Source organism: Marseilla massiliensis, from assembly GCF_023336985.1.
Taxonomy (GTDB): domain Bacteria; phylum Bacteroidota; class Bacteroidia; order Bacteroidales; family Bacteroidaceae; genus Prevotella; species Prevotella intestinigallinarum.
Map to the genome: position 1 here is coordinate 80,165 of NZ_JAMBLP010000012.1, position 21,736 is coordinate 101,900.

At 53.1% G+C, this 21,736-nt stretch carries 17 protein-coding genes; all 17 read left to right on the forward strand.

Going from position 1 to position 21,736, the window contains the following annotated elements; all coding sequences use genetic code 11:
- Positions 1 to 5 precede the first annotated feature (5 nt).
- Positions 6 to 1,988 (forward strand): TonB-dependent receptor plug domain-containing protein, encoded by a 1,983-nt coding sequence (locus M3089_RS09710; protein WP_249083748.1) that lies wholly within the window; start codon positions 6 to 8, stop codon positions 1,986 to 1,988.
- A gap of 26 nt (positions 1,989 to 2,014) precedes the next feature.
- Complete coding sequence (locus M3089_RS09715; protein WP_249083750.1) at positions 2,015 to 3,166, forward strand: YncE family protein; 1,152 nt, start codon at positions 2,015 to 2,017, stop codon at positions 3,164 to 3,166.
- A gap of 287 nt (positions 3,167 to 3,453) precedes the next feature.
- Entirely contained in the window at positions 3,454 to 5,196 is a 1,743-nt protein-coding gene (locus tag M3089_RS09720) for a DUF4465 domain-containing protein (RefSeq protein ID WP_249083752.1), read from the forward strand.
- Complete coding sequence (locus M3089_RS09725; RefSeq protein ID WP_249083754.1) at positions 5,197 to 6,327, forward strand: ABC transporter substrate-binding protein; 1,131 nt, start codon at positions 5,197 to 5,199, stop codon at positions 6,325 to 6,327.
- 19 nt (positions 6,328 to 6,346) lie between these two features.
- Positions 6,347 to 7,360: an iron ABC transporter permease gene (locus M3089_RS09730; RefSeq protein WP_205109679.1), complete on the forward strand. Its 1,014-nt coding sequence runs from the start codon at positions 6,347 to 6,349 to the stop codon at positions 7,358 to 7,360.
- A gap of 174 nt (positions 7,361 to 7,534) precedes the next feature.
- On the forward strand, positions 7,535 to 9,946 hold the full coding sequence (locus tag M3089_RS09735) for a glycoside hydrolase family 2 TIM barrel-domain containing protein (protein WP_249083756.1): 2,412 nt from the start codon (positions 7,535 to 7,537) through the stop codon (positions 9,944 to 9,946).
- Positions 9,947 to 10,095: 149 nt separating this feature from the next.
- Complete coding sequence (locus M3089_RS09740) at positions 10,096 to 10,557, forward strand: Fur family transcriptional regulator (protein WP_249083758.1); 462 nt, start codon at positions 10,096 to 10,098, stop codon at positions 10,555 to 10,557.
- Positions 10,558 to 10,599: 42 nt separating this feature from the next.
- A complete protein-coding gene (rbr, locus tag M3089_RS09745; protein WP_205109684.1) occupies positions 10,600 to 11,250 on the forward strand; it encodes a rubrerythrin in 651 nt (216 codons plus the stop codon).
- Between the two features lie 194 nt (positions 11,251 to 11,444).
- On the forward strand, positions 11,445 to 12,599 hold the full coding sequence (gene fucO / locus M3089_RS09750) for a lactaldehyde reductase (protein WP_205109686.1): 1,155 nt from the start codon (positions 11,445 to 11,447) through the stop codon (positions 12,597 to 12,599).
- 220 nt (positions 12,600 to 12,819) lie between these two features.
- A complete protein-coding gene (locus M3089_RS09755) occupies positions 12,820 to 13,506 on the forward strand; it encodes a DnaJ domain-containing protein (protein ID WP_249083760.1) in 687 nt (228 codons plus the stop codon).
- A gap of 577 nt (positions 13,507 to 14,083) precedes the next feature.
- Positions 14,084 to 17,650: an isoleucine--tRNA ligase gene (ileS, locus tag M3089_RS09760; RefSeq protein ID WP_249083762.1), complete on the forward strand. Its 3,567-nt coding sequence runs from the start codon at positions 14,084 to 14,086 to the stop codon at positions 17,648 to 17,650.
- Between the two features lie 27 nt (positions 17,651 to 17,677).
- Positions 17,678 to 18,058: a TraR/DksA family transcriptional regulator gene (locus M3089_RS09765; protein WP_205109691.1), complete on the forward strand. Its 381-nt coding sequence runs from the start codon at positions 17,678 to 17,680 to the stop codon at positions 18,056 to 18,058.
- On the forward strand, positions 18,055 to 18,699 hold the full coding sequence (locus M3089_RS09770) for a lipoprotein signal peptidase (protein ID WP_249083763.1): 645 nt from the start codon (positions 18,055 to 18,057) through the stop codon (positions 18,697 to 18,699). The genes M3089_RS09765 and M3089_RS09770 overlap by 4 nt, the downstream gene beginning before the upstream one ends.
- Before the next feature lie 56 nt (positions 18,700 to 18,755).
- Positions 18,756 to 19,643 carry a DUF4296 domain-containing protein gene (locus M3089_RS09775; RefSeq protein ID WP_249083764.1) on the forward strand — a complete coding sequence of 296 codons (888 nt, stop codon included), beginning with the start codon at positions 18,756 to 18,758 and terminating at the stop codon, positions 19,641 to 19,643.
- Positions 19,640 to 19,858: a hypothetical protein gene (locus M3089_RS09780; RefSeq protein WP_249083765.1), complete on the forward strand. Its 219-nt coding sequence runs from the start codon at positions 19,640 to 19,642 to the stop codon at positions 19,856 to 19,858. Before M3089_RS09775 ends, M3089_RS09780 begins: the two co-directional genes overlap by 4 nt.
- Positions 19,859 to 19,862: 4 nt before the next feature.
- Positions 19,863 to 21,173 (forward strand): MFS transporter, encoded by a 1,311-nt coding sequence (locus M3089_RS09785; RefSeq protein WP_249083767.1) that lies wholly within the window; start codon positions 19,863 to 19,865, stop codon positions 21,171 to 21,173.
- Positions 21,170 to 21,733 (forward strand): excinuclease ABC subunit B, encoded by a 564-nt coding sequence (locus M3089_RS09790; protein ID WP_249083768.1) that lies wholly within the window; start codon positions 21,170 to 21,172, stop codon positions 21,731 to 21,733. Before M3089_RS09785 ends, M3089_RS09790 begins: the two co-directional genes overlap by 4 nt.
- The last annotated feature ends 3 nt before the right edge of the window (positions 21,734 to 21,736 follow it).

Below are 21,736 nucleotides of genomic sequence, written 5' to 3' on the forward strand. Positions count from 1 at the left end.
CATTTATGAGTGCCGCCATATCTTGCTGCTATTCGCAGGAACACGCACATGGGAGGCTCGACAGCGTCCAGCATGTGCGTGAAGTGGTGGTCGTGTCAAAGCCTTCCGGGCGCGATGTCATACCCGCCCAGCGCCTCAACGGAGAGCAACTGGAGCGGCTTGGCAGCTATTCGGTGGCCGATGCCATGAGATATTTCTCCGGCATACAGATTAAAGACTATGGCGGGGTGGGCGGAATAAAGACCATAAACGTGAGGAGCATGGGCAGCAGTCACCTCGGGGTGTATTACGACGGGGTGGAGTTGGGCAATGCGCAGAACGGCCAGGTAGACCTCGGACAGTTCTCTTTGGACAACGTCGAGGAGATTGCGCTGTACAACGGGCAGAAGAGTGCCATCTTCCAACCGGCCAGTGACTTCGGCAATGCAGGCTCCGTGTACATACGCACAAAGGCCCCTAGCTTTGCCGCCGGCAAGCCCTACAACCTCAAGACGAAGGTAAAGTACGGGTCGAGCGGCGAAGTGTGGAGCTTCTCGTCGCTCTACGAGCAGCGCCTGTCGAGTGCCGTCAGCTCGTCGGTGAGCGTCGGGGCACTGACGGCGACGGGCAAATACAAGTTCCGTTACAGGCGCAGCAACACCGACGGGACAACGGCCTACGACACCACTGCCGTGCGCCAGAACGGCGACATGTGGGCCATCAGGGCCGAGGCCAACCTGTATGGGGTGATCAATGGCGGCAACTGGATGTTCAAGGCCTACACATACAACTCGGAAAGAGGCATACCCGGCGCCATTGTAAACAACGTATGGCGGCGCGGGGAGCGCCAGTGGGACCACAACACCTTCTTTCAGGGTAGCCTGCGGAAGGAATTCTCTGAGCGGTTCAGTTCGCGCCTGACGGCAAAATACGCTTATTATGATACGCACTATGTAAACAACGACACTACGACCATGCTCATAGACAACTATTACAAGCAGCAGGAGGCGTATGTGTCGCTGGCCAATGTGTATGAGATACTGAAGGGTTGGAGCGCTTCGGTGAGCTATGATTTCAAGTGGAACAAGCTCAATTCCGACCTGCGCAACTTTGTTTTCCCCCGCCGATACTCACATTACGTATCTGTGGCAACGGCCTACGACGGCAAGGTGGTGAAGGTGCAGGGCAGCCTGCTGGGCACGTTTGTGAAAGACAACGCCACAAACCAGGCCGGGCGTTCGGCCGTCAGCATGGTCACCCCGGCTGCGTTCGTTAGCGTTTACCCCTTTTCTTCGCCTGCGTTCGCATTGCGGGCGTTTGCAAAGAAAAGTTTCCGCATGCCCACGTTCAACGAACTCTACTATACCGAAGTGGGCAACGCGTCGCTCAAGCCCGAGACGGCAATACAGTACAACCTTGGCTTTGTGCTCTCAACAGACTCGGGGCCATCGTGGCTTGGCAGCCTCAGCTTGCAGGCCGACGGATATTACAACACCGTCCACGACAAGGTAGTGGCCTATCCCAAGGGCCAGCAGTTCCGGTGGACTATGCTAAACCTCGGGCGGGTTCATATAGCGGGAGTCGACGTGCAGGCTCAGGCCGACATCCGGCCGGCGCGCCATCTGGGCCTGTCTGCCCGTTTGCAGTACACATTCCAGCAAGCGCGCGACGTCACTTCGCCATCGCTGTCATATTACGAAGACCAGATTCCATATATACCAAGGCACAGCGGGTCGGCCATAATAGCCTTGAGCTACAAGGGGTTCGACTTTAATTACAGTTTCATTTACGTTGGCGAGCGTTACAGCCAGCAGGAAAACATACCCGTAAACCATGTCCAGCCATGGTATACAAGCGACTTGGGGCTGACTTACAGGGTGCGTATCGGCAAGGTGGAGGCAAGGTTTGCTGTAGAGGTAAACAACCTGTTCAGCCAGGATTATGACGTGATACTCAACTATCCGATGCCAAAGCGCAATTATGCGGCGTCGGTTGAAATAACTATCTAATGTGGAATAAAGCATATAAATCTGTGATGAAGAAGGCAATATTCATTCTTATGGCCGCCCTGGCGGTTGCTGCATGCCGCGAAGACGAGCTCGTCATACCCTCCGACACACAAGACACCGGGGGCAGCTCTGTGGGTGGCAGCATCGTGGGCATGTATGTGCTTTGCGAGGGAAACATGGGAACGAACAAGGCATCGGTTGACTATCTCGACTTGTCGGGCAACGGGTCGAATGTGGTTTACCATCGAAACATATACCCGGAGCGCAATCCCACCGAGGTCAAGGAGCTGGGTGACGTAGGCAATGACATCAAGGTGAACGGCAACAGGGTGTGGATGGTCATCAACTGCTCAAACATGGTGGTGGTGGCCACGGCCGACTCTTGCCGCAAGGTGGCGAAAATAGACATACCGAATTGCCGCTATGTCACCTTCGACGGGGCTTTCGCCTATGTCAGTTCGTATGTGGGCCCTGTCGAGGTGGGCGGAACCGAGCACCTCGGGCGGGTTTACAAGGTTGATACGGCAAGCTACAAAAAGGTCGATTCGGTCACCGTGGGCTACCAGCCCGAGGAGATGGCCGTGCTCGGAGGCAAGCTCTATGTGGCCAACAGTGGCGGTTACCTGCTCGACCACCGCGAGAAGACGGTCAGCGTGGTCGACTTGGCTTCGTTCACCGAGGAGGGCAAGATTGAGGTTGCGCCCAACTTGCACCGCCTCAGGGCCGACAGGCACGGGCGTTTGTGGGCAACGTCGCGTGGCGACTACTGGACAGAGCCGTCGCGCCTGTTCCGTCTGACGCTCGATGCCGCTGGAACGTCGGCCTCTGTCGACACGCTCGACATACCAGTGTCTGACCTTTGCATCGTCGGCGACTCGCTTTACTATATCGGTGTAGAGTGGAGCTATGAGACCTCGAGCAACAAGATAGGGCATGGCATAGTCGATGTGGCCAGGGCCGAGCCGCTGGCTTCGTCGCTCACTTCGGCCCCGGAGTTTTCGGAGATAACCCTGCCTTATGGCATAATCGTCAACCCCGAAGACCGCGACTTTTATGTAATGGATGCAAAAGACTACCTGTCGAGCGGACAGCTCTATCACTTCCGTGCCGACGGCACGTTTGAGTGGCGTGTGTGGACAGGCGACATACCCGGTCATGCTGCATTTGTATATAAGTGAAAACCAGCGCGGCCGGCCTGCGGCCATTGTCAATATTGATTTCCGTCTTGGCCTGGCCATGCAATGCGCTGGCAGACAGCGAGTTGCAATATGGGCTGTTTCGCAACCTGAAACAGGCCGTTTCATACGGCCAAACGGCCCTTGTCTCACTGCCGTACGGCGCTTTTGGCAATCCCGGCAGTTTGCAGGGGCGGCCCGGTTGGCGCCATGTAAACCAATTTCATCGGTTATGCCACCGCTTGGCTTATTTTTAATCATTTTAGTATATGGTGTAATATAAACAGTATATGGAGAAAAAATTACTATTATTATCTATGGTTGCGGCAGCGGCTTCCGTGTCTTACGGACAGCGCATGGATGCCGTAACAGAGCACAGCAAGTATATCAAGGCTGTTGACGAGTATGTGCCTGCACCCGGACAGTTTGTCAACACCATGCCGAAGTATGAAGAAGGCGACGACGCAGCGGCAATGGTTGCAAAGTGTACCGAGGCCATTGCGGGCAACAAGCGCGGCATGGTATGCCTTGGGGCTTACGGAGGCTATGTCACGTTTCACTTCGACCACAGCATTGCCAACGTAAGCGGGCAGAGAGACATTTACATCAGCGGCAATGCCATTGGCAGCGGAGCCGAGCCGGGCATAGTGATGGTGTCTAAGGATGCCAACCACAACGGGTTGCCCGACGACGAGTGGTATGAGCTGGCGGGCAGTGCCGACGTCGACAGTGTGGGCAAGGTGGTGTACGGATATGAGATAACCTATTCGCTCGATGCCATGAACAACGTGCCATGGACAGACAACCAGGGCAACAGCGGCACCGTTGACAGGAACGCGTTCCACCGGCAGGAATACTTCCCTTTGTGGCTTGAAAGCCCTCTCGTGTTCAGTGGCACACTGCTGCCCGACAACGCTTACAACCGTGCTTCGGGGGCGTCGGAGTTTTGGGTGCGCGATGCCTTGCGCTACGGATATGTAGACAATGTGGCCAACACCGACTCTGCAGGCTGCAGTTTCGACATCGACTGGGCAGTAGACGCCGGGCGCAATTCGGTGAGCATAGATTTCGTTGATTTCGTCCGCGTGTATACCGGGGTCAACCAAGTGTGTGGATGGACTGGCGAAACGTCTACCGAGGTGACCGGGGCAGAAGACCTGCACCTGCAGGCATCGCTCGACGCCATCATGGCTTCGCCGCTTCAGACTGCCACATTCGAGGAAATGGCCCTCGGAACAGACGGATATTGGAACGGCTCAGACACTACGGGCGTAAAGACCGACGGCGGTTACGGGTCGGTGGCTTATGCCAACAGCGTCGTAAGCGGTTCTTTCCGGTTCAACAACACTTATAATGTGACATGGAGCTCCTGGTCGGGCTTTGCCGTTTCCAACAAGACATCGGTTGTGTTCAATGGTTACGACGACCAGTATAACAGTGCCGTAGGCCACGGCTATGACGGCTCGGACAACTATGCGGTGGCATATCCCTACGGCGAGGTCGTAGAGGTTTTGAACCGCCCCGAAGGCGAGGTGCTGAGCGGATTTTATGTGACCAACACTGCCAACAACGTCAAGGCTTACCTTGAAGGCGACGGCATGACCGGTAAGTTTGAGGCCGGCGACTGGTGCAAGCTCACCATAACGGGCTATCATGCCGACGGCAGCACGGCCGAGGTAGAGGTTTATCTTGCCGACTACCGTGCCGAGTCGGAAGCCGCCCGCGGCTACTTGGACTACTGGCAGTGGGTAGACCTGACCTCGCTGGGCAAGGTCACTTCGCTTGGCTTTGCTGTAAGCAGCTCGCATAACAATGAATATGGAATGACCACCCCGGGTTATTTCTGCATGGATAATTTAGGCGGCACGCCCGATGAGACGTCGTCTGTCGCCGACAAGGCTGTAAGCCGGCCGTCGAATGCCGTCGAGACTGAGCGCTACACCATGGGCGGGCAGCGAGTGTCGTCGCCAGTGCCGGGTGTGAACATAGTGAAGATGTCTGATGGCACCGTACGTAAGGTATTTGTAAAATAAATGAGAATACTACAACTTTTTGCGGCACTTATGTGTCTTGTAGGCTTTGCTGCTTGTGGCGACGGTACCAAACCGTCGTCACAAGCAGCTGGCGACACTGTCGATTTCAAGTATGCCAGACTGTTGCATGCTGTCAGGCACGATGGCTATACGGAGGTAAGCATATCCGACCCGTGGCACAAGGGAAAGGTGTTGCATAGGTATGTCCTTGTGCCTCGGGGTGGCAGTGTGCCCGGCAATGTGCCTGAAGGCACGGTGGTGCGTGTTCCCCTGCAACGGGTGATACCGTTTTCGGTTGTCCACGCCGGCCTGGTCATGGACTTGGGCCGTACGGAGACCATCGTAGGCCTGGCCGACGTGCAGTATGTTCGCAATCCGATGCTGCGGCGTCTGTGCAGCGAAGGCAAGGTGGCCGACGTCGGCAGCTCGATGAGTCCGGCTGTGGAGCGGATAATGGACGCCGCCCCCGATGCCGTGCTGGTGTCGCCGTTTGAGAACTCCGGCGGCTATGGTCGCCTTGAGGAGACCGGCGTTCCCGTCATCGAATGCGCCGAGTATATGGAGCCAACAGCCTTGGGGCGGGCAGAGTGGATGAGGTTTTTCGGCATGCTTATGGGGCGGGAGGCTTCTGCCGACTCGCTGTTTGCCGTGGTCGACAGCAGCTACGGTGCGTTGAAGGCCATGGCTGCATCGGCGCAAACCCACCCGACGGTGCTGATGGACAAGAAGACCGGTTCGGTGTGGTATGTGCCGGGTGGGCGCAGCACCCTCGGTGGCATGATTGCCGACGCAGGCGGCGTCTATCCGTTTGGCCAAAATGCCGATGCCGGCAGTCTGGCTTTGCCTTTTGAGACCGTGCTCGAGAAGGCCGGAGAGGCTGATGTGTGGGCCTTCAGGTACAGCGGAAACCGTCCGGCAACCTATTCTTCCCTGAAGTCGGAGTTTCATGGTTACGGTCAGCTTAAGGCTGTGGGCACCCACAAATGCTTTGGCTGCAACGTCGATGAGACACCGTTTTACGAGGAGACGCCTTTCCGGCCGGATTTCCTCCTGGCAGATTTCATTCAGATGTTCCACCCGGAGCTGGCGGGCCTGCATGGCCTGCGTTATTTCCATCCCGTGGCGGAGTAAACTTCATAAAGCGCGCATTATGGTCAAGGGTGTGGCTCGCTGTTTGTGGATGCTGCCGCTGGCGGCTCTGCTTTTCGTGTTGAACTTGGTTTACGGGGCGGTAGACATACCGGCAGGCGAGGTCGTCTCGGTGTTGCTCGGCCATCCTGCCGCCAAGCCGAGCTGGGCGTTCATAGTGCTCGAGTCGAGGTTGCCACAGGCTATTACGGCCATGTTGTCCGGCGGGGCGCTGGCCGTTAGCGGCTTGATGCTTCAGACGGCGTTCCGCAATCCGTTGGCCGACCCGTCCATCTTCGGCATCAGCAGCGGTGCCGGGGTGGGGGTGGCGTTGGCGCTGCTGCTCTTCGGCGGCACAGTCACGGTGGGTTCTTATTCCACTACTGGCTTTGTTGCCGTGGTCATGGCTGCATTTGCCGGTGCAATGGCCGTGATGGCCATAGTGTTTCTGTTCTCTATCGTAGTGCGCAACAATGTCATGCTGCTTATAATAGGCATTATGGTGGGCTACCTTGCCTCGTCGGTCACTTCACTGCTCAACTTTTTCGCGACAGAAGAGGGGGTTAAGTCGTATGTCGTATGGGGCATGGGCGACTTCAGCGGAGTGTCGATGCGCCAGCTGCCGGCGTTTGCAACGATAATCATTGCCGGCATGGTTGGTGCGGTTCTGCTTATCAAACCGCTCAATCTATTGCTCCTCGGCGAAGGCTATGCAAGGAACCTTGGCGTTAGTGTCGTGCGAGTGCGCAATTGGCTTTTGGTCATCACAGGTTTGCTCACGGCTGTAGTTACAGCGTGTTGCGGGCCCGTTTCGTTCATAGGCCTGGCGGTTCCGCACATCGCCCGCCTGCTTATACCTGTGTCAGACCACCGCATACTGTTGCCCTCTACCGTCTTGATGGGGGCGGTGGTGGCCTTGGCGTGCAACTTGTTTTGCGTGCTTCCCGGAGGCGGGGGCATCATACCGCTCAACGCCGTTACCCCAATCATCGGCTCACCGGTGATTATATATATAATAATGAGGAATCGGAGCTGATGTAAACGTTTGCTTGCAAATATTCCGTTTGTTAATCTTCTGTTTGACATTTTATTGTTATCTTTGCCGAAACATTGTTTTAGGGACGTTTTCACATGCCTTGGCATGGCCTTGGTTCCTAAGTCTCTGCAGTGAGGCAGAGAGCTTGCTTTGGCAACATTTCTATTAATTAATATGAAGAGAATAACATTTGTTCTTTGGGCTTTGATGGCTATCATGCCGTTGGCCGCAGCGGACAATTCACGCATTGTCCAGAATTTCAACTTTGATTGGCGCTTCCATGCCGGTGATGTTGCGGATGCACAGAACGTGTCATTCGATGATGGCGGATGGCAAAGCGTCGTTGTGCCGCACGACTTCCAGATCAGTCAGCCGTGGGTTGCACCCGCAAAGGGTGAGAAAGCCGACAACAGCGACATTGCCAGCAATGTAAAGAGCAGGCTAAGTTCGCGTGGCTTCAAGGAGATGGGCATAGGATGGTACCGCAAGACGTTCACTCCCGATGAGGCGTGGAAGGGAAAGCGCATACTGCTCGACTTCGAAGGGATAATGCTCGTGGGCGACGTTTATCTTAACGGCGAGCGGGTTGGCGGAACGGAATATGGTTACCTTGGCTTTGACATCGATGTTTCCAAGTTGTTGAAGTTTGGCCAGCCCAACGTTGTCGCAGTGAAGGCGAACACGCAAAACCCGGAAAATTCACGTTGGTACACGGGCGGCGGGCTGTTCCGCGATGTGAACCTGATTGTCACCGACCCGCAGCAGCACTTCACGAGGCACCCTCTTTATATTACTACACCTAAGGTGAGCGAGGCCCAGGCCACGGTGATGGTGCAGGCAGAGATGGCTTGCTACCTCCGCGTGAAGGACTTTAAGGTGAACACAAAGATTGTCGACGGCGACGGCAACACCGTATCCGATGTGACAAATGACATTCCTTACAACCGAGGGCAGAAGGTGAATGAGTACATCGTTGACAGCGTCACCATCAATTCACCAAGGCTCTGGAGCTGCGAGACGCCTCACTTGTATAAGGCCATAGTCTCTATTTTAAGGCCGGATGGTACCATCGCCGACCAAGTATGCGAGAATTTCGGGGTTCGTTGGTTTGAGTATTCACCGGAGTTTGGCTTCAAGCTCAATGGCAAGAAGGTGCTTTTCAAGGGCAACGCCAACCACCACACTCTCGGCGCGCTCGGTGCCGCGGCCTATCCGCGTGCCATGGAGAAGCGCATACAGTTGCTTAAGCAGTTTGGCTTCAACCATATCCGTACGTCGCACAACCCATACAGCAAGTCGTTCCTTGACCTTTGCGACAAGTATGGCATGCTCGTGGTCGACGAACTGTATGACAAATGGCTCACGCAATATGCCGGCGGGCGTACAGAATGGCTTAACTTGTGGCAGCACGACGTGCCCGAGTTCGTGCGCCGTGACCGCAACCATCCGTCTGTCGTGATGTGGAGCCTTGGCAATGAGCTTCAGCAGTACTGGTCGTTGCCGTTTGCCGACTGGGGGGTTACGCCCTACAGGCTGCAGCGCGAGTTGCTCCGTAGGTATGACAATACGCGTCCCGTGACTGTTGCCATGCATCCGCGGGGTCGCAACTTGAAGACCGACTCGCTGCCGGCTCCGCTCGCCTTGGAGACAGACATTGCTTCGTATAATTACAGATACATGTATTTCCCGGGCGACAGCCGCCGGTTCCCCAACATGATTTTCTATCAGAGCGAGGCCAATACGGCAATGATGGGCCCGAACTTCTTTGAGATGGACCTCGACAAAGTGGTCGGACTGGCTTATTGGGGCATGATAGACTACTTGGGAGAGTCCAATGGTTGGCCGGCAAAAGGTTGGGTGCAGGGGGCATTCGACGTATCGCTGGAGCCAAAGCCCATTGCCTATTTGCTTTGGAGCATGTTCAAACCAGGCGACCCTGTGGTTCATATCGGCATAATAGATGGTGACGACAACACTGTTTGGAACGACGTAAAGGTTGGGTCGCAGCGCATGTCTGATCACTGGAACCGCAAGCCCGGCAGCTCATTGTCGTTGTATACATACACCAACGCAGACGAAGTGGAACTGTTGGTCAATGGCAAAAGCATAGGCGTAAAGAAGAATACAACCAATCCGAAGGGCCGCAACAAGATTAAATGGGACAACGTTAAGTATGAGCCCGGTTACATTGAGGCTGTGGCAAAGAAGGGCGGAAAGGTTGTGGCACGCCATAAGATAGAGACCACCACGGATGTCGTTGCCCTTCAGGCAACGCCCGACAATGAGGCATGGAAGGCCGACGGACAGGATTTGCAGCATGTCAGGATATGTGCGGTCGACAAGAAAGGCCGCCGTGTTCAGGGGGCACAGAACGACATAACGTTTACTGTTGAAGGCCCGGCTGAAATCGTTGGCGTTATAAACGGCGACATGAACAGCGAAGAACTGACTGTAGGAAACAAGCGCCGTTTGTACAAAGGCACTGCAACAGTGATATTGCGGTCGACAAGAGAGCCCGGTAAAGTGACATTGGTTGCCACAACCGACGGACTGAAGAAGGTCAAGCAGGTTTACAAGACCAACTGATTTGCTTTAGGACGCCTTACGGCTTAAGCCGTTTTTCAAGTCTTACTATAGTATAAAAACAGGCCCGACATCCTGTAGTAGCTTTAAAATTGGATAAATTACAAGATTAAATTGTAATTTATCCAATTTTGTTTTGCCATGTAAAATAAATGATATACCTTTGTGTCAACATAAGGAAAACAATGATGGTTGCGAAAGATAAAGAAGCATATAAGAGGCTTGAAGACTGTGGCCTCAGGCCGTCGGTCCAGCGATTGCTGATAATGGACTACTTGCTCAGCCACCATACACATCCTACAGTGGAAGAAGTTTACCGTGACTTGTGCAAGAAGTGCCCTACGTTGAGCAAGACAACGGTATACAATACACTGCGCTTGTTTTCTGAAAAAAGGGCCGCCCAGATGATAACCATTGACGATCATCGGGTATGCTACGATGGGGTCATAGTTCCCCATGCGCACTTTTATTGCAAGCAATGCGGCAAGATATCAGACATGGAGCACATGGCGGTGCCCCAGTTGCCTTCTGGCGAAAGCCTCGATGGCAATGTTGTAAGCGAAGTTCAGTTGTATTATAAGGGCTTGTGTGCAGAATGTGCCAAGTCTGAATAGTAAATAAACCAAAGTATTAATCATTAAACAATCAAATGCGTTATGAGAAAGAAGTTTGTATGTACAGTGTGTGGTTACATCCACGAAGGCGATGAGGCCCCTGAGCAGTGCCCGGTATGCAAGGCCCCGGCAAGCAAGTTCAAGGAAGTTGTGAAGGAACTCAAAGGCACAAAGACCGAGAAGAACCTGATGGAAGCATTTGCCGGTGAGTCGATGGCGCGCAACAAGTACACCTATTTCGCTTCGAAGGCTAAGAAAGACGGGTTTGTTCAGATGGCAGCCATCTTCGAAGAGACAGCCAACAACGAAAAGGAGCATGCCAAGTTGTGGTACAAGTACCTGCACGGCGGTTCAATAGCTGGCACAGAAGCCAACCTTGAGGATGCTGCAAACGGCGAGAACTATGAGTGGACCGACATGTATTCACGCATGGCCAAGGAAGCCCGCGAAGAGGGATTCATAGAGATTGCAGAGAAGTTTGAAGGCGTTGCAGCCATAGAGAAGGAGCACGAGGAGCGCTATCGCAAGCTGTTGAAGAACCTGCGCGACAAGAAAGTGTTCTCTAAGGACGGCGATGCAGTATGGCAGTGCGCAAATTGCGGCCATATCGTGGTAGGCAAGCAGGCTCCCGAGATATGCCCTGTGTGCAGCCACCCGCAGAGCTATTTCCAGGTGCGTGCAGAGAACTATTGATGAGTTAGGCATGTAATGGCGGTACAAGAGCAATTTGCCAAGTAGACATGGCAGTTGCTTCCGCTGTTCAATATAAATCGGCCCTTTTAGCTGTTTAGTCGGTTAGAAGGGTCGATTTTACACGTATTATATGTTGGTTTCTCTGTTTTTATGTTTACCTTTGCACGTGTTTTTAACTAACAGGATATAAAATCATGGTAAATCGGTTTATTTTGAACGAAGTGTCCTACTTCGGCCCGGGTGCACGCAAGGAGCTTGCCGGTGTGGTTAAGCGTCTTGGTTTCACAAAGGCATTGGTTGTAACAGACAAGGGGCTCATGAAATTTGGAGTGGCCAAGATGGTCCTTGATGAGCTTGACGCCAACTCGATTCCTTACGAAATCTTTGATGATGTGAAGCCAAATCCTACGGTTACCAACGTCAAGAACGGCATTGACGCTTGCAAGAATGCTGGTGCCGACTTCATTGTGGCCATTGGTGGCGGCTCGGCCATGGATACAGCCAAAGGCATAGGAATAGTATGCAACAACCCCGAGTTTTCCGACATCGTGTCGCTCGAAGGAGTTGCCGACACTAAGAAGAAGAGCCTGCCTATCATAGCGTTGCCCACAACCGCCGGAACAGCGGCTGAGACAACCATCAACTATGTCATCATCGACGAGGCCAACCACAAAAAGATGGTGTGCGTCGATCCTAACGACATACCCGCAGTGGCCATTGTCGATGCCGAACTGATGTACTCGCTGCCTAAGTCTCTTACCGCAGCCACCGGAATGGACGCCATGACTCATGCCATTGAGGGCTACATCACAAAGGCCGCGTGGGAGATGAGCGACATGTTTGAGATAAAGGCGATAGAGATGATATACAAATACCTGCCTATAGCAGTCAACGAGCCACAAAACCCCGAGGGACGCAATGGAATGGCCGTTGCCCAGTATATTGCAGGCATGGCCTTCTCTAACGTGGGCCTTGGCGTAGACCACGGTATGGCCCATCCGTTGAGTGCGCTTCACGATGTGCCCCACGGTGTGGCATGCGCAATGCTGCTGCCGGTGGTGATGAGGTTTAACGCCCCTGCCGCAAAGGAGAAGTATGTGGAGATTGCAAAGGCTTGCGGTGTCTACAAGGACGGAATGGACGTCGACGCCGCCGTCGATGCAGCCTGCAAGGCCATTGAAGACCTGTCGAAACTGGTGGGCATACCTCAGCATCTCACCGAACTTGGCATAACGGAGCAGGACATCCCTGCCCTGGCAGAGCAGGCTATTGCCGATGTCTGCACGCCGGGCAACCCGCGCGAGGTGACTAAAGAAGACATCATCGGGCTTTACAAGCAAATACTATAAGATAGATTGTTCAACGTGTTTCATTGTGTTTCGGGGGGCGAAACTTTGTTTTGCTTCTCGAAACATTTCTTTTATGATGTGTCGAACAGCACTTCTTGTTTTTCTGGTTGCTGCGTTTTTGTTCGTTAAGTCATAATATTTGACTGAAAAAGTTGTCTGCCTTGCGTTGCCGGGCATAGTTTTTGCAGCTATGGCATATGAAAACAAGGAGGAAAAAATTATGGCATTTATAGATTACTACAAGATTCTCGGCGTTGACCGGAATATCCCACAGAAGGATGTTAAGCGCGCATACCTCAAGCGCGCCAAGCAGTTTCATCCCGACTTGCATCCGGATGACCCTAAGGCTAAGGCTAAATTTCAGGCCCTCAACGAAGCTTACGACGTGATAGGCGACCCTGAAAAGCGGAAGAAATACGACCAGTATGGCGAGCAATGGCGCAACGCCGATGCGTACAACGCAGCCGGCGGCGGCTCGTACCAGTATTCTGGCGACGGCTCGGCGTTTGATGGCTTCGACTTCAGCAGCTTTGGCGGAATGGGCGGAGGTGGCTTCAGTTCGTTTTTCGAGCAGCTGTTTGGCGGCAAGGGACGCCAGCGCACTCATGGCTTTGGCGACTTCGGCGGTACGCGGCAGCATACCGGCGAGATGAACGCCAACGTGAACATCGACTTGTACACAGCCTTGCTTGGCGGCGAAATAATAATACAGTTGAAAGACGGAGCCAAGATAAAGTTGAAAGTGAAGCCCGAGACCCAGAACGGAACCAAGGTAAGGTTGCGTGGAAAGGGGTATGACAGGGGCGACGGCACGTTTGGTGACTTGATAATAACATACAACGTGAAGTTGCCGACCGGCCTCAACGAGCGCCAGAAGGATTTGTTGCGCCAGATGCGCACGGCGTGAGCTGAGTGCCGGTGGTGATCCGCCGCCACCTCATAGGGCATCGACATTGGTTCCGGGCCTCCTCAATGGCATGACTCTAAGAGTGCCTTTGTGGGGGCCCGGTCTGATTTTGGGCTTTGGGCACCCGCCAGCCGGCGTGCATGCCAAGCATTGATTTTTATTTACAACGGGCGTCACCGTTTTACCACGATAATGATGCTGCAGTGTCATCAGGCCCGTTTCGAATTGCCAAATGGCCTGTTTTACTACTCAATACGGCCTGTTTTGCATGTCAAAACAAGCCATTTTGTAAGAGCCTGTTATAGTGGTTGTTGCGCATCTTTGTTCAAGTTGTCATAAAGTGTTACACAATCGATGTGTCCGTCTTCTGTGTCACAGCATTCTGGCAAATGCACGCCGGTAAGTGACCGTGTTTCGGTCGGGGGCGGACATGGCCCGATGGGCCAAACCAAACAAAAGGCGAAGCCGACCGGCGGAACATAATATATGTTATATTAAAAATGATAATTTTATTTTGTTGCCTAAAAAAAATATATTAACTTTGCGGCTCACACACATCAATTAAGAAAATTAGACAATGGCAAAGAAATTCGCCGAGCATACAGGCTTGAACCTGACTCAGGTAAACAAGGATATACTTGAGAAATGGGATGAGAACGACGTTTTCCATAAGTCCGTCGATGAACGTGAAGGATGTCCGCAATTCATATTTTTCGAAGGCCCGCCTTCGGCTAACGGACATCCGGGCATCCATCATGTCTTGGCGCGTTCAATCAAAGATACCTTCAACCGATACAAGACCATGAAGGGCTACCAGGTTCATCGCAAGGCCGGGTGGGACACACACGGACTGCCCGTTGAGCTTGGCGTTGAAAAGGAGCTTGGGATAACCAAGGCTGACATCGACAACAAGCAATCCGACAAATACATCTCTGTAGAGGACTATAACCACAAGTGCCGCGAGAATGTCATGAAGTTTACTGCCGAGTGGCGTCGCCTGACGGAAGAGATGGGATACTTCGTTGACCTCGACAATCCATACATAACTTACGACAACAAGTACATGGAGACCCTTTGGTGGCTGCTCAAGCAGCTGCACAACAAGGGGTTGCTTTACAAGGGATATACCATACAGCCGTATTCTCCGGCAGCAGGCACCGGGCTCAGCTCGCACGAGCTCAACCAACCGGGGTGCTACCGCGACGTGAAAGACACCACCACGACGGCACTTTTCAAGGTGGTCAACCCACGGAATGAGTGGACGGAATGGGGAGAGGCATTCTTTGCCGCATGGACAACCACGCCGTGGACACTGCCTTCAAACACAGCATTGTGCGTAGGGCCGACATTTAAATATGTGGCCGTACAGACATACAACCCCTACAACGATGCGCCCATAACTGTCATCATGGCAGAAGAGTGCCTCGCCACCTATCTGTCGCCCGAGGGCAAGGACAGGCCGATGGAAGACTACCGCCACGGCGACAAGGTCGTTCCGTACCGTATAGTGGGCACTTATACAGGCAGTGAGCTCGTCGGCATAAAGTATGAGCAGCTCATGCCGTGGGTGAAACCCTGCCAGAAGGTTGGCGAGCACGCCCCCGCCTTTGTCAACGACTATGCTTCCGAGCATCCGGACAAGGTCTTTGAGAGCGAAAACGGCAAGGAGCGCTACGTAGAGCTTGGCGATATGGCCTTCCGCGTGATAGCTGGCGATTATGTCACAACAGAGGACGGAACCGGCATTGTGCACATCGCGCCGACCTTTGGAGCCGACGACGCCCATGTGGCCGCAGCCGCTCACATACCGGCCCTCTTCCTTATCAACAAGAAAGGGGAGACACGCCCTATGGTCGATTTGGAAGGCAAATATTACAATATCGACGAACTTGATGCCAACTTTGTGGGCAACTGTGTTGATATCGAGGCTTACAGACACCATGCAGGCGACTATGTCAAGAATGCTTACAAGCCGGAGTTCAACGTCGGAGGCAAGTATGACGAGAAGGCCGCGAGCAAGGCCGAAGACCTGAACATCGTGATATGCATGGAGATGAAACAGGCCGGGACAGCTTTCCGCATCGAGAAGCAGGTGCATAATTACCCGCATTGCTGGCGTACGGACAAGCCTATACTTTACTATCCGCTCGATAGCTGGTTCATACGCTCAACAGCCGGCAAGGAGCGCATGGTGGAACTGAACAAGACCATCAACTGGCAGCCGGAGTCAACCGGCACGGGACGCTTTGGCAACTGGCTTGAGAACCTGAACGACTGGAACTTGTCGCGCTCTCGCTTCTGGGGCACCCCGCTGCCTATATGGCGTGATGAGGATGGCGAGGAGAAATGCATCGGGAGTTTGCAGGAACTGTATGACGAGATGGAGCTGGCCGTCGAGGCCGGCGTTATGACGTCGAATCCGTTTAAGGACAACGGTTTTGTGCCCGGCGACTATTCAAAGGAAAACTACGACCGCATTGACATCCATCGTCCTTACGTCGACAATATTGTGCTGGTGAGCAGCACCGGCAAGCCGATGAAGCGCGAGAGCGACCTTATCGACGTGTGGTTCGATTCCGGTTCGATGCCTTATGCACAAATACATTATCCTTTTGAGAATAAGGAATTGATTGATAAGAAGTTGGCTTTCCCTGCCGATTTCATCAATGAGGGCGTAGACCAGACCCGCGGATGGTTCTTCACATTGCATGCCATAGCCACCCTCGTGTTTGACAGTGTGGCATTCAAGAATGTTATTTCCACCGGTCTTGTTCTCGATGCCAAAGGCAACAAGATGAGCAAGCACGTCGGCAACGTGATCAATCCTTTCGAGATGATTGAGAAATATGGCGCCGACCCGGTGAGGTTCTATATGATGACCAATTCGGAACCGTGGGATAACCTCAAGTTTTCGCCCGAGGGCGTCGACGAGGTTCGCCGTAAGTTCTTTGGCACATTGTATAATACGTACTCTTTCTTCAGCCTGTATGCCAACGTGGATGGCTTCGATTATTCGCAGCCCGACGTAGATTTGTGCGACCGTCCTGAGATTGACAGATGGATATTGTCGGTGTTGCATTCACTGATAAAGAATGTTACGGCAGAGCTCGACGGCTACGACCCGACCAAGGCCGGCCGAATGATCGACTCATTCGTTAATGACGATTTGTCCAACTGGTTTGTACGCCTCAACCGCAAGCGTTTCTGGGGCAAGGAGATGAGCCGTGACAAGCTGTCCGCTTACCAGACACTGTACACTTGCCTTGAAACCTTGGCAAGGTTGCTGGCCCCGTTTGCTCCGTTCTATGCCGACCAGTTGTATCTTGACTTGATAGCAGTGACAAAGCGCGACAACGTTTGCTCTGTCCATCTGGCAAGGTTCCCCGAGGCCGACGAGCGCTTCATCGACAAGGAACTGGAAGCCCGCATGGGTCTGGCACAGAAGATTACGTCGATGGTATTGGCCTTGCGGCGTAAGGTGAACATAAAAGTGCGCCAGCCACTGCAGGAGATTATGATACCGGCGGTGGACAATGAGCAGCGCAAACACATCGAGGCGGTCAAGGATTTGATTCTCAACGAAGTCAATGTAAAGGACTTGAAGTTTGCAGAAGGCTCGAGTGTGCTTGTCAAGAAGGTTAAGTGCAATTTCCGGACAATGGGCAAGAAATACGGAAAGCTCATGAAAGACATTGCTGCAGCCATGGGCACATTGAGCCAGGACGACATAGCCCGCCTTGAGAGCGAAGGGTCTCTTGAACTGTCGGTGGCCGGCCAGAGCGTCAATATCGACGTTGCCGACGTCGAGGTCATTAGCGAAGACATCCCGGGCTGGCTCGTCAGCAACGATGGCAATGTCACCGTTGCCCTCGAGGTTGAGCTTACAGACGAGTTGCGCAACGAAGGATTGGCCCGCGAACTCATCAACCGCATCCAGAATCTCCGCAAAGACAACGGCCTGGAAATTACCGACCGAATCAATGTGTTCATATCTCCAGACACCAGGATAGAGGCCTCGGTAGGCGAGTATTCCGATTACATCAGGACACAGGTGCTGGCAGACGGCATAACATTGGCGCCCAATGACGGTGCTGAGTTCGACCTCGACGACCTTAAAGCCAATATAAAGGTGGAGAAAGTTTAGATTCTTAACAAACATAACAATACTATTATGGCAGAGAAGACACGTTATAGCGACGAAGAGCTTGAAGAGTTCCGGGCTATCATTAACGACAAGCTTGCATTGGCTCGCCGCGACTATGAGCAGATGATGAGCGTGCTTATGAATCAGGATGGAAACGATGTGGACGACACTTCCCCAACATACAAGATACTTGAAGAGGGCAGTGCCACCCAGACAAAGGAAGAGCTCATCCAGCTGGCCAGCAGGCAGCAGAAGTTCATACAGGGCTTGGAGGCAGCGCTTGTACGTATTGAAAACAAGACTTACGGTGTCGACAGGATTACAGGCAAGCTCATCCCCAAGGAACGCTTGCGTGCTGTGCCCCATGCAACACTTAGTGTCGAGTCGAAGCAGAACCGTAAGAAATGAGTGAAAATAAAGGTGTATTGACGAAAGGAAGAATGGCTATACTTATCATTATAGCCATTCTTTTAGTTGACCAGGTCTTGAAAATCTGGGTCAAAACCCACATGACACTTCATGAGACCATCACGATAACCGATTGGTTCAAGATTTGTTTCATCGAGAACAACGGCATGGCGTATGGCATGGAGATAGGCAGCAAGGTCGCCCTTTCGTTGTTTCGGATTGTAGCCATATCGTTCATAGGTTATTATCTGTATCTTCAGGTTAGGCAGCATGCCCGCACCGGTTATGTCGTTTGCCTTGCCATGATAATGGCGGGGGCAATCGGCAATATCATCGACTGCATGTTTTACGGCTTGATTTTCAATGCATCATCAGTGGATTACACCTCTTACTTCGTGCCATTCGGTTCGGGTTACGCATCGTTCCTTACCGGAAAGGTGGTCGACATGTTTTATTTTCCGCTGATAGTTTCCACGTGGCCTCAGTGGATGCCGATGGTTGGTGGAGAGGATTTCGTGTTTTTCAGCCCCGTGTTCAACGTTGCCGACGCAAGCATCAGCGTGGGTGTGGTATGGCTGCTCCTGTTTTATCGCCGTGAAATCAGCCACATTTCGTTAAAGCCTAAGGATGTAAATAGATGAAGACCAGCCGTGAACATGCATCCCGTAAGCCGTTGGCGCATTTAGCCATGTGCTTGTTGCTGACGGTTTTAGTGCTGTCGTGCAAGCCCACAGTGCCTGATGAGTATATCCAGCCCGACGAGATGGAAGACATCTTGTACGATTACTATATCACGCAGGCAATGGCCGGGCAAGGTCTGAGCTATGACAAGAACTCTTATAACAAAAACGTTTATTATTACGCTGTGCTCAAGAAGCATGGCGTCACCGAGGCCGAGTTTGACTCGTCGTTGGTATATTATTATTCCAACGCCGACCGCTTGTATGGCATTTACGTCCAGTTGTCGGAGCGTATAGGCAACGAAGCCATGAGCCTTGGGGCCTCGGTCGGCGATATAAACAAGTATTCAAAGCTCAAGGCAGACGGAGATACGGCCGACATATGGCGCGAGTCACCGTCGGCCGTGCTCATGCCAGTGGCGCCGTATAACAGGCTTTCCTTCGAGTTGAAGGCCGATTCGACATTCAAGCGCGGCGATTCGTTTCTGTTTAATTTCATGACCGACTTCCTCTACCAGTCGGGCACGAAAGACGGCGTGGCCTACATTGCCGTGCATTACGACAATGACAGCACTGCGGCATATTCATGCCACGTGGGTGTTTCGGGCATATCACAGTTGCGGGTTCCGGGAGACCGTAACCACGGCATAAAGTCCATGAAAGGTTTTATTTACCTAAACAGGGGTGACGACAACTCGCATACGCTCAAGCTGATGTTCATCAGCCAGATTCAGTTGGTGCGCTTCCACCCGGAAGAAGTGTCTGTGGCCACCGTGGCCACAGACAGTGTGCGGGCCAGTCGCGACACTATGCAGGTGAGGGCAGTGCCAAACGGCGCCAAGCTGGCCGACACTATGCCCAAGAGGCCAGCCCTGCTGAAAGCCCAACCACTCAGAGCGCGATGACAGGAAGACGCAGACGCATAGCGGTGCACAAGGCAATCACCGATGCAGGCGAGCTTGGGTTGTGCGCGATAGAGCTTGCAGGAGGCGAGGTGGTTGGCTGCTATGAGATTGACGGAGAGCTGGCATACACCGAATGGCTTGGCGGGACGGCCGTCATAAAGACCGACGCACATGGCGTGTTGAGAGCATATTACAACGGAAAACCAATAGAATAAGTATATGGATAGAATAAAGACAAGATTGGCCATCATGAATTTCCTCGAGTTTGCAGTGTGGGGCGCCTACCTTACCTGCATGGGTAATTATCTTGGCCGGGCAGGCATGGGAGCCGAGATTTCGTGGTTCTATGCCATTCAGGGAATCGTGTCAATCTTCATGCCTACGATAATGGGCATCGTGGCCGACAAATACATTCAGCCTCAGCGTCTGCTTGGGCTGTGCCATTTGTTTGCCGGTGTGAGCATGATAGCCCTGTTTTTCATCGGGCGAAACGACGTCATGCCCGACAAGGCCACGTTCATAGCAGTCTATTCATTGAGCGTTGCTTTCTATATGCCCACCTTGGCATTGTCGAACACAACGGCTTTCAGCATACTGAAGTCGCACGGCCTGGATACGGTCAAGGACTTCCCGCCAATCAGAGTCTTGGGTACAGTCGGCTTCATTGTCGTTATGTGGTTTGTGAATTGCGCAGCCATTGATGCCGACGGATTCCATTTCACCCTCGACGAGAATCCCGGCAAGTTCCAGTACACATATATGCAGTTTCTCGTATCCGGCTTGCTGAGCGTTGTCTTGTTCCTTTATTGCATGACATTGCCGCAATGCCCCATAGAGAAAAAGCCATCGCGCTCGGTGGCCGAGATGCTCGGCATCGACGCGTTCCGCCTGTTCAAGGACAGGCGCATGGCTCTTTTCTTCATCTTCTCAATGCTCTTGGGCATGTCATTGCAGATAACCAACGGCTATGCGACACCATTCATAACCAGTTTCAAGGGCATACCAGAGATGGCCGGCACCTTTGGCGCCAACAATGCCACCATGCTCGTTTCGCTTTCTCAGGTTGCCGAGGCGTTAGGCATACTGCTCATACCGTTTTTCCTTAAGCGTTACGGCATAAAGATAGTCATGCTCATAGCCATGGTGGCATGGGTATTGCGTTTCGGCTTTTTCGGCCTTGGCGACCCGTCGTTCCCCGGCGTCATGCTGTTCATACTGTCATGCCTCGTCTATGGGGTGGCATTTGACTTCTTCAATGTGTCAGGCGGACTGTATGTCGACAGCGAATGCCCGCCCGACATGAGGGCTTCGGGCCAGGGTTTGTTTATGCTTATGACCAACGGGCTGGGCGCTACCATAGGCACCCTGTCTGCCGGCGCCATAATAAACCGCTATTGTTCTTGGACGCCCGACGGCTATCTGGTGGGCGACTGGCAGACATGCTGGTTCATCTTTGCCGGCTATGCCCTTGTGGTCTGCGTCATGTTCGCATTGGTGTTCCACCCCGAAAGCAATAAGACGGCCCGATGAACAAGGTGCGTTTGGTTTATTGCGGCATATCCGAGGTGGTTGGTGGCAAAGGCATGGCCGTGGTTCAGTTGGCCGACGCAGGCAAGCACAGGGCCCTGAGCGTGGTTTGCGACGGCATGATGAAGTATCAGATCGGTTTGCGTCAAGCCTTGCCGGGTGTGTCTGAGCGCCTGTTGCCCGAAGTGCTTGTGTCGATGTTACGCGACAATGTGGGAATGGGCAAGTTTGAGATTTGCGTTTACAACCTGGCAGACGGTGAGTACAAGACTGTGGTTCAGGACACCGAGACGCTGCAGGAATACCCGATACGGATAAGCGACGCCATACTGCTGTCGTTGGTTGGCGACATACCCATGATGATGGAGGAAAGCCTTTTCATCGTGCAGAGCATGCCCTATGCGGGCCACGCAGACAGGTTGGCCATACCGATAAACACTCTTGACACGAAAAAGTTGGCCATAGAGCTGCAGAAGGCCATTTCGGAAGAAGACTACCGGTTGGCTTCGCAGATACAAGACGAGCTTAACCGCCGGAAAGAGACCGGCATTGACGTAGAGTGACAA

Excerpts from the sequence above, each read along its gene's own strand:
- M3089_RS09710 (WP_249083748.1), top strand. The coding sequence starts at position 6 with ATGAGTGCCGCCATATCTTGCTGCTATTCGCAGGAACACGCACATGGG.
- M3089_RS09715 (WP_249083750.1), top strand. The coding sequence starts at position 2,015 with ATGAAGAAGGCAATATTCATTCTTATGGCCGCCCTGGCGGTTGCTGCA.
- M3089_RS09720 (WP_249083752.1), top strand. The coding sequence starts at position 3,454 with ATGGAGAAAAAATTACTATTATTATCTATGGTTGCGGCAGCGGCTTCC.
- M3089_RS09725 (WP_249083754.1), top strand. The coding sequence starts at position 5,197 with ATGAGAATACTACAACTTTTTGCGGCACTTATGTGTCTTGTAGGCTTT.
- M3089_RS09730 (WP_205109679.1), top strand. The coding sequence starts at position 6,347 with ATGGTCAAGGGTGTGGCTCGCTGTTTGTGGATGCTGCCGCTGGCGGCT.
- M3089_RS09735 (WP_249083756.1), top strand. The coding sequence starts at position 7,535 with ATGAAGAGAATAACATTTGTTCTTTGGGCTTTGATGGCTATCATGCCG.
- M3089_RS09740 (WP_249083758.1), top strand. The coding sequence starts at position 10,096 with ATGATATACCTTTGTGTCAACATAAGGAAAACAATGATGGTTGCGAAA.
- rbr (WP_205109684.1), top strand. The coding sequence starts at position 10,600 with ATGAGAAAGAAGTTTGTATGTACAGTGTGTGGTTACATCCACGAAGGC.
- fucO (WP_205109686.1), top strand. The coding sequence starts at position 11,445 with ATGGTAAATCGGTTTATTTTGAACGAAGTGTCCTACTTCGGCCCGGGT.
- M3089_RS09755 (WP_249083760.1), top strand. The coding sequence starts at position 12,820 with ATGGCATTTATAGATTACTACAAGATTCTCGGCGTTGACCGGAATATC.
- ileS (WP_249083762.1), top strand. The coding sequence starts at position 14,084 with ATGGCAAAGAAATTCGCCGAGCATACAGGCTTGAACCTGACTCAGGTA.
- M3089_RS09765 (WP_205109691.1), top strand. The coding sequence starts at position 17,678 with ATGGCAGAGAAGACACGTTATAGCGACGAAGAGCTTGAAGAGTTCCGG.
- M3089_RS09770 (WP_249083763.1), top strand. The coding sequence starts at position 18,055 with ATGAGTGAAAATAAAGGTGTATTGACGAAAGGAAGAATGGCTATACTT.
- M3089_RS09780 (WP_249083765.1), top strand. The coding sequence starts at position 19,640 with ATGACAGGAAGACGCAGACGCATAGCGGTGCACAAGGCAATCACCGAT.
- M3089_RS09785 (WP_249083767.1), top strand. The coding sequence starts at position 19,863 with ATGGATAGAATAAAGACAAGATTGGCCATCATGAATTTCCTCGAGTTT.
- M3089_RS09790 (WP_249083768.1), top strand. The coding sequence starts at position 21,170 with ATGAACAAGGTGCGTTTGGTTTATTGCGGCATATCCGAGGTGGTTGGT.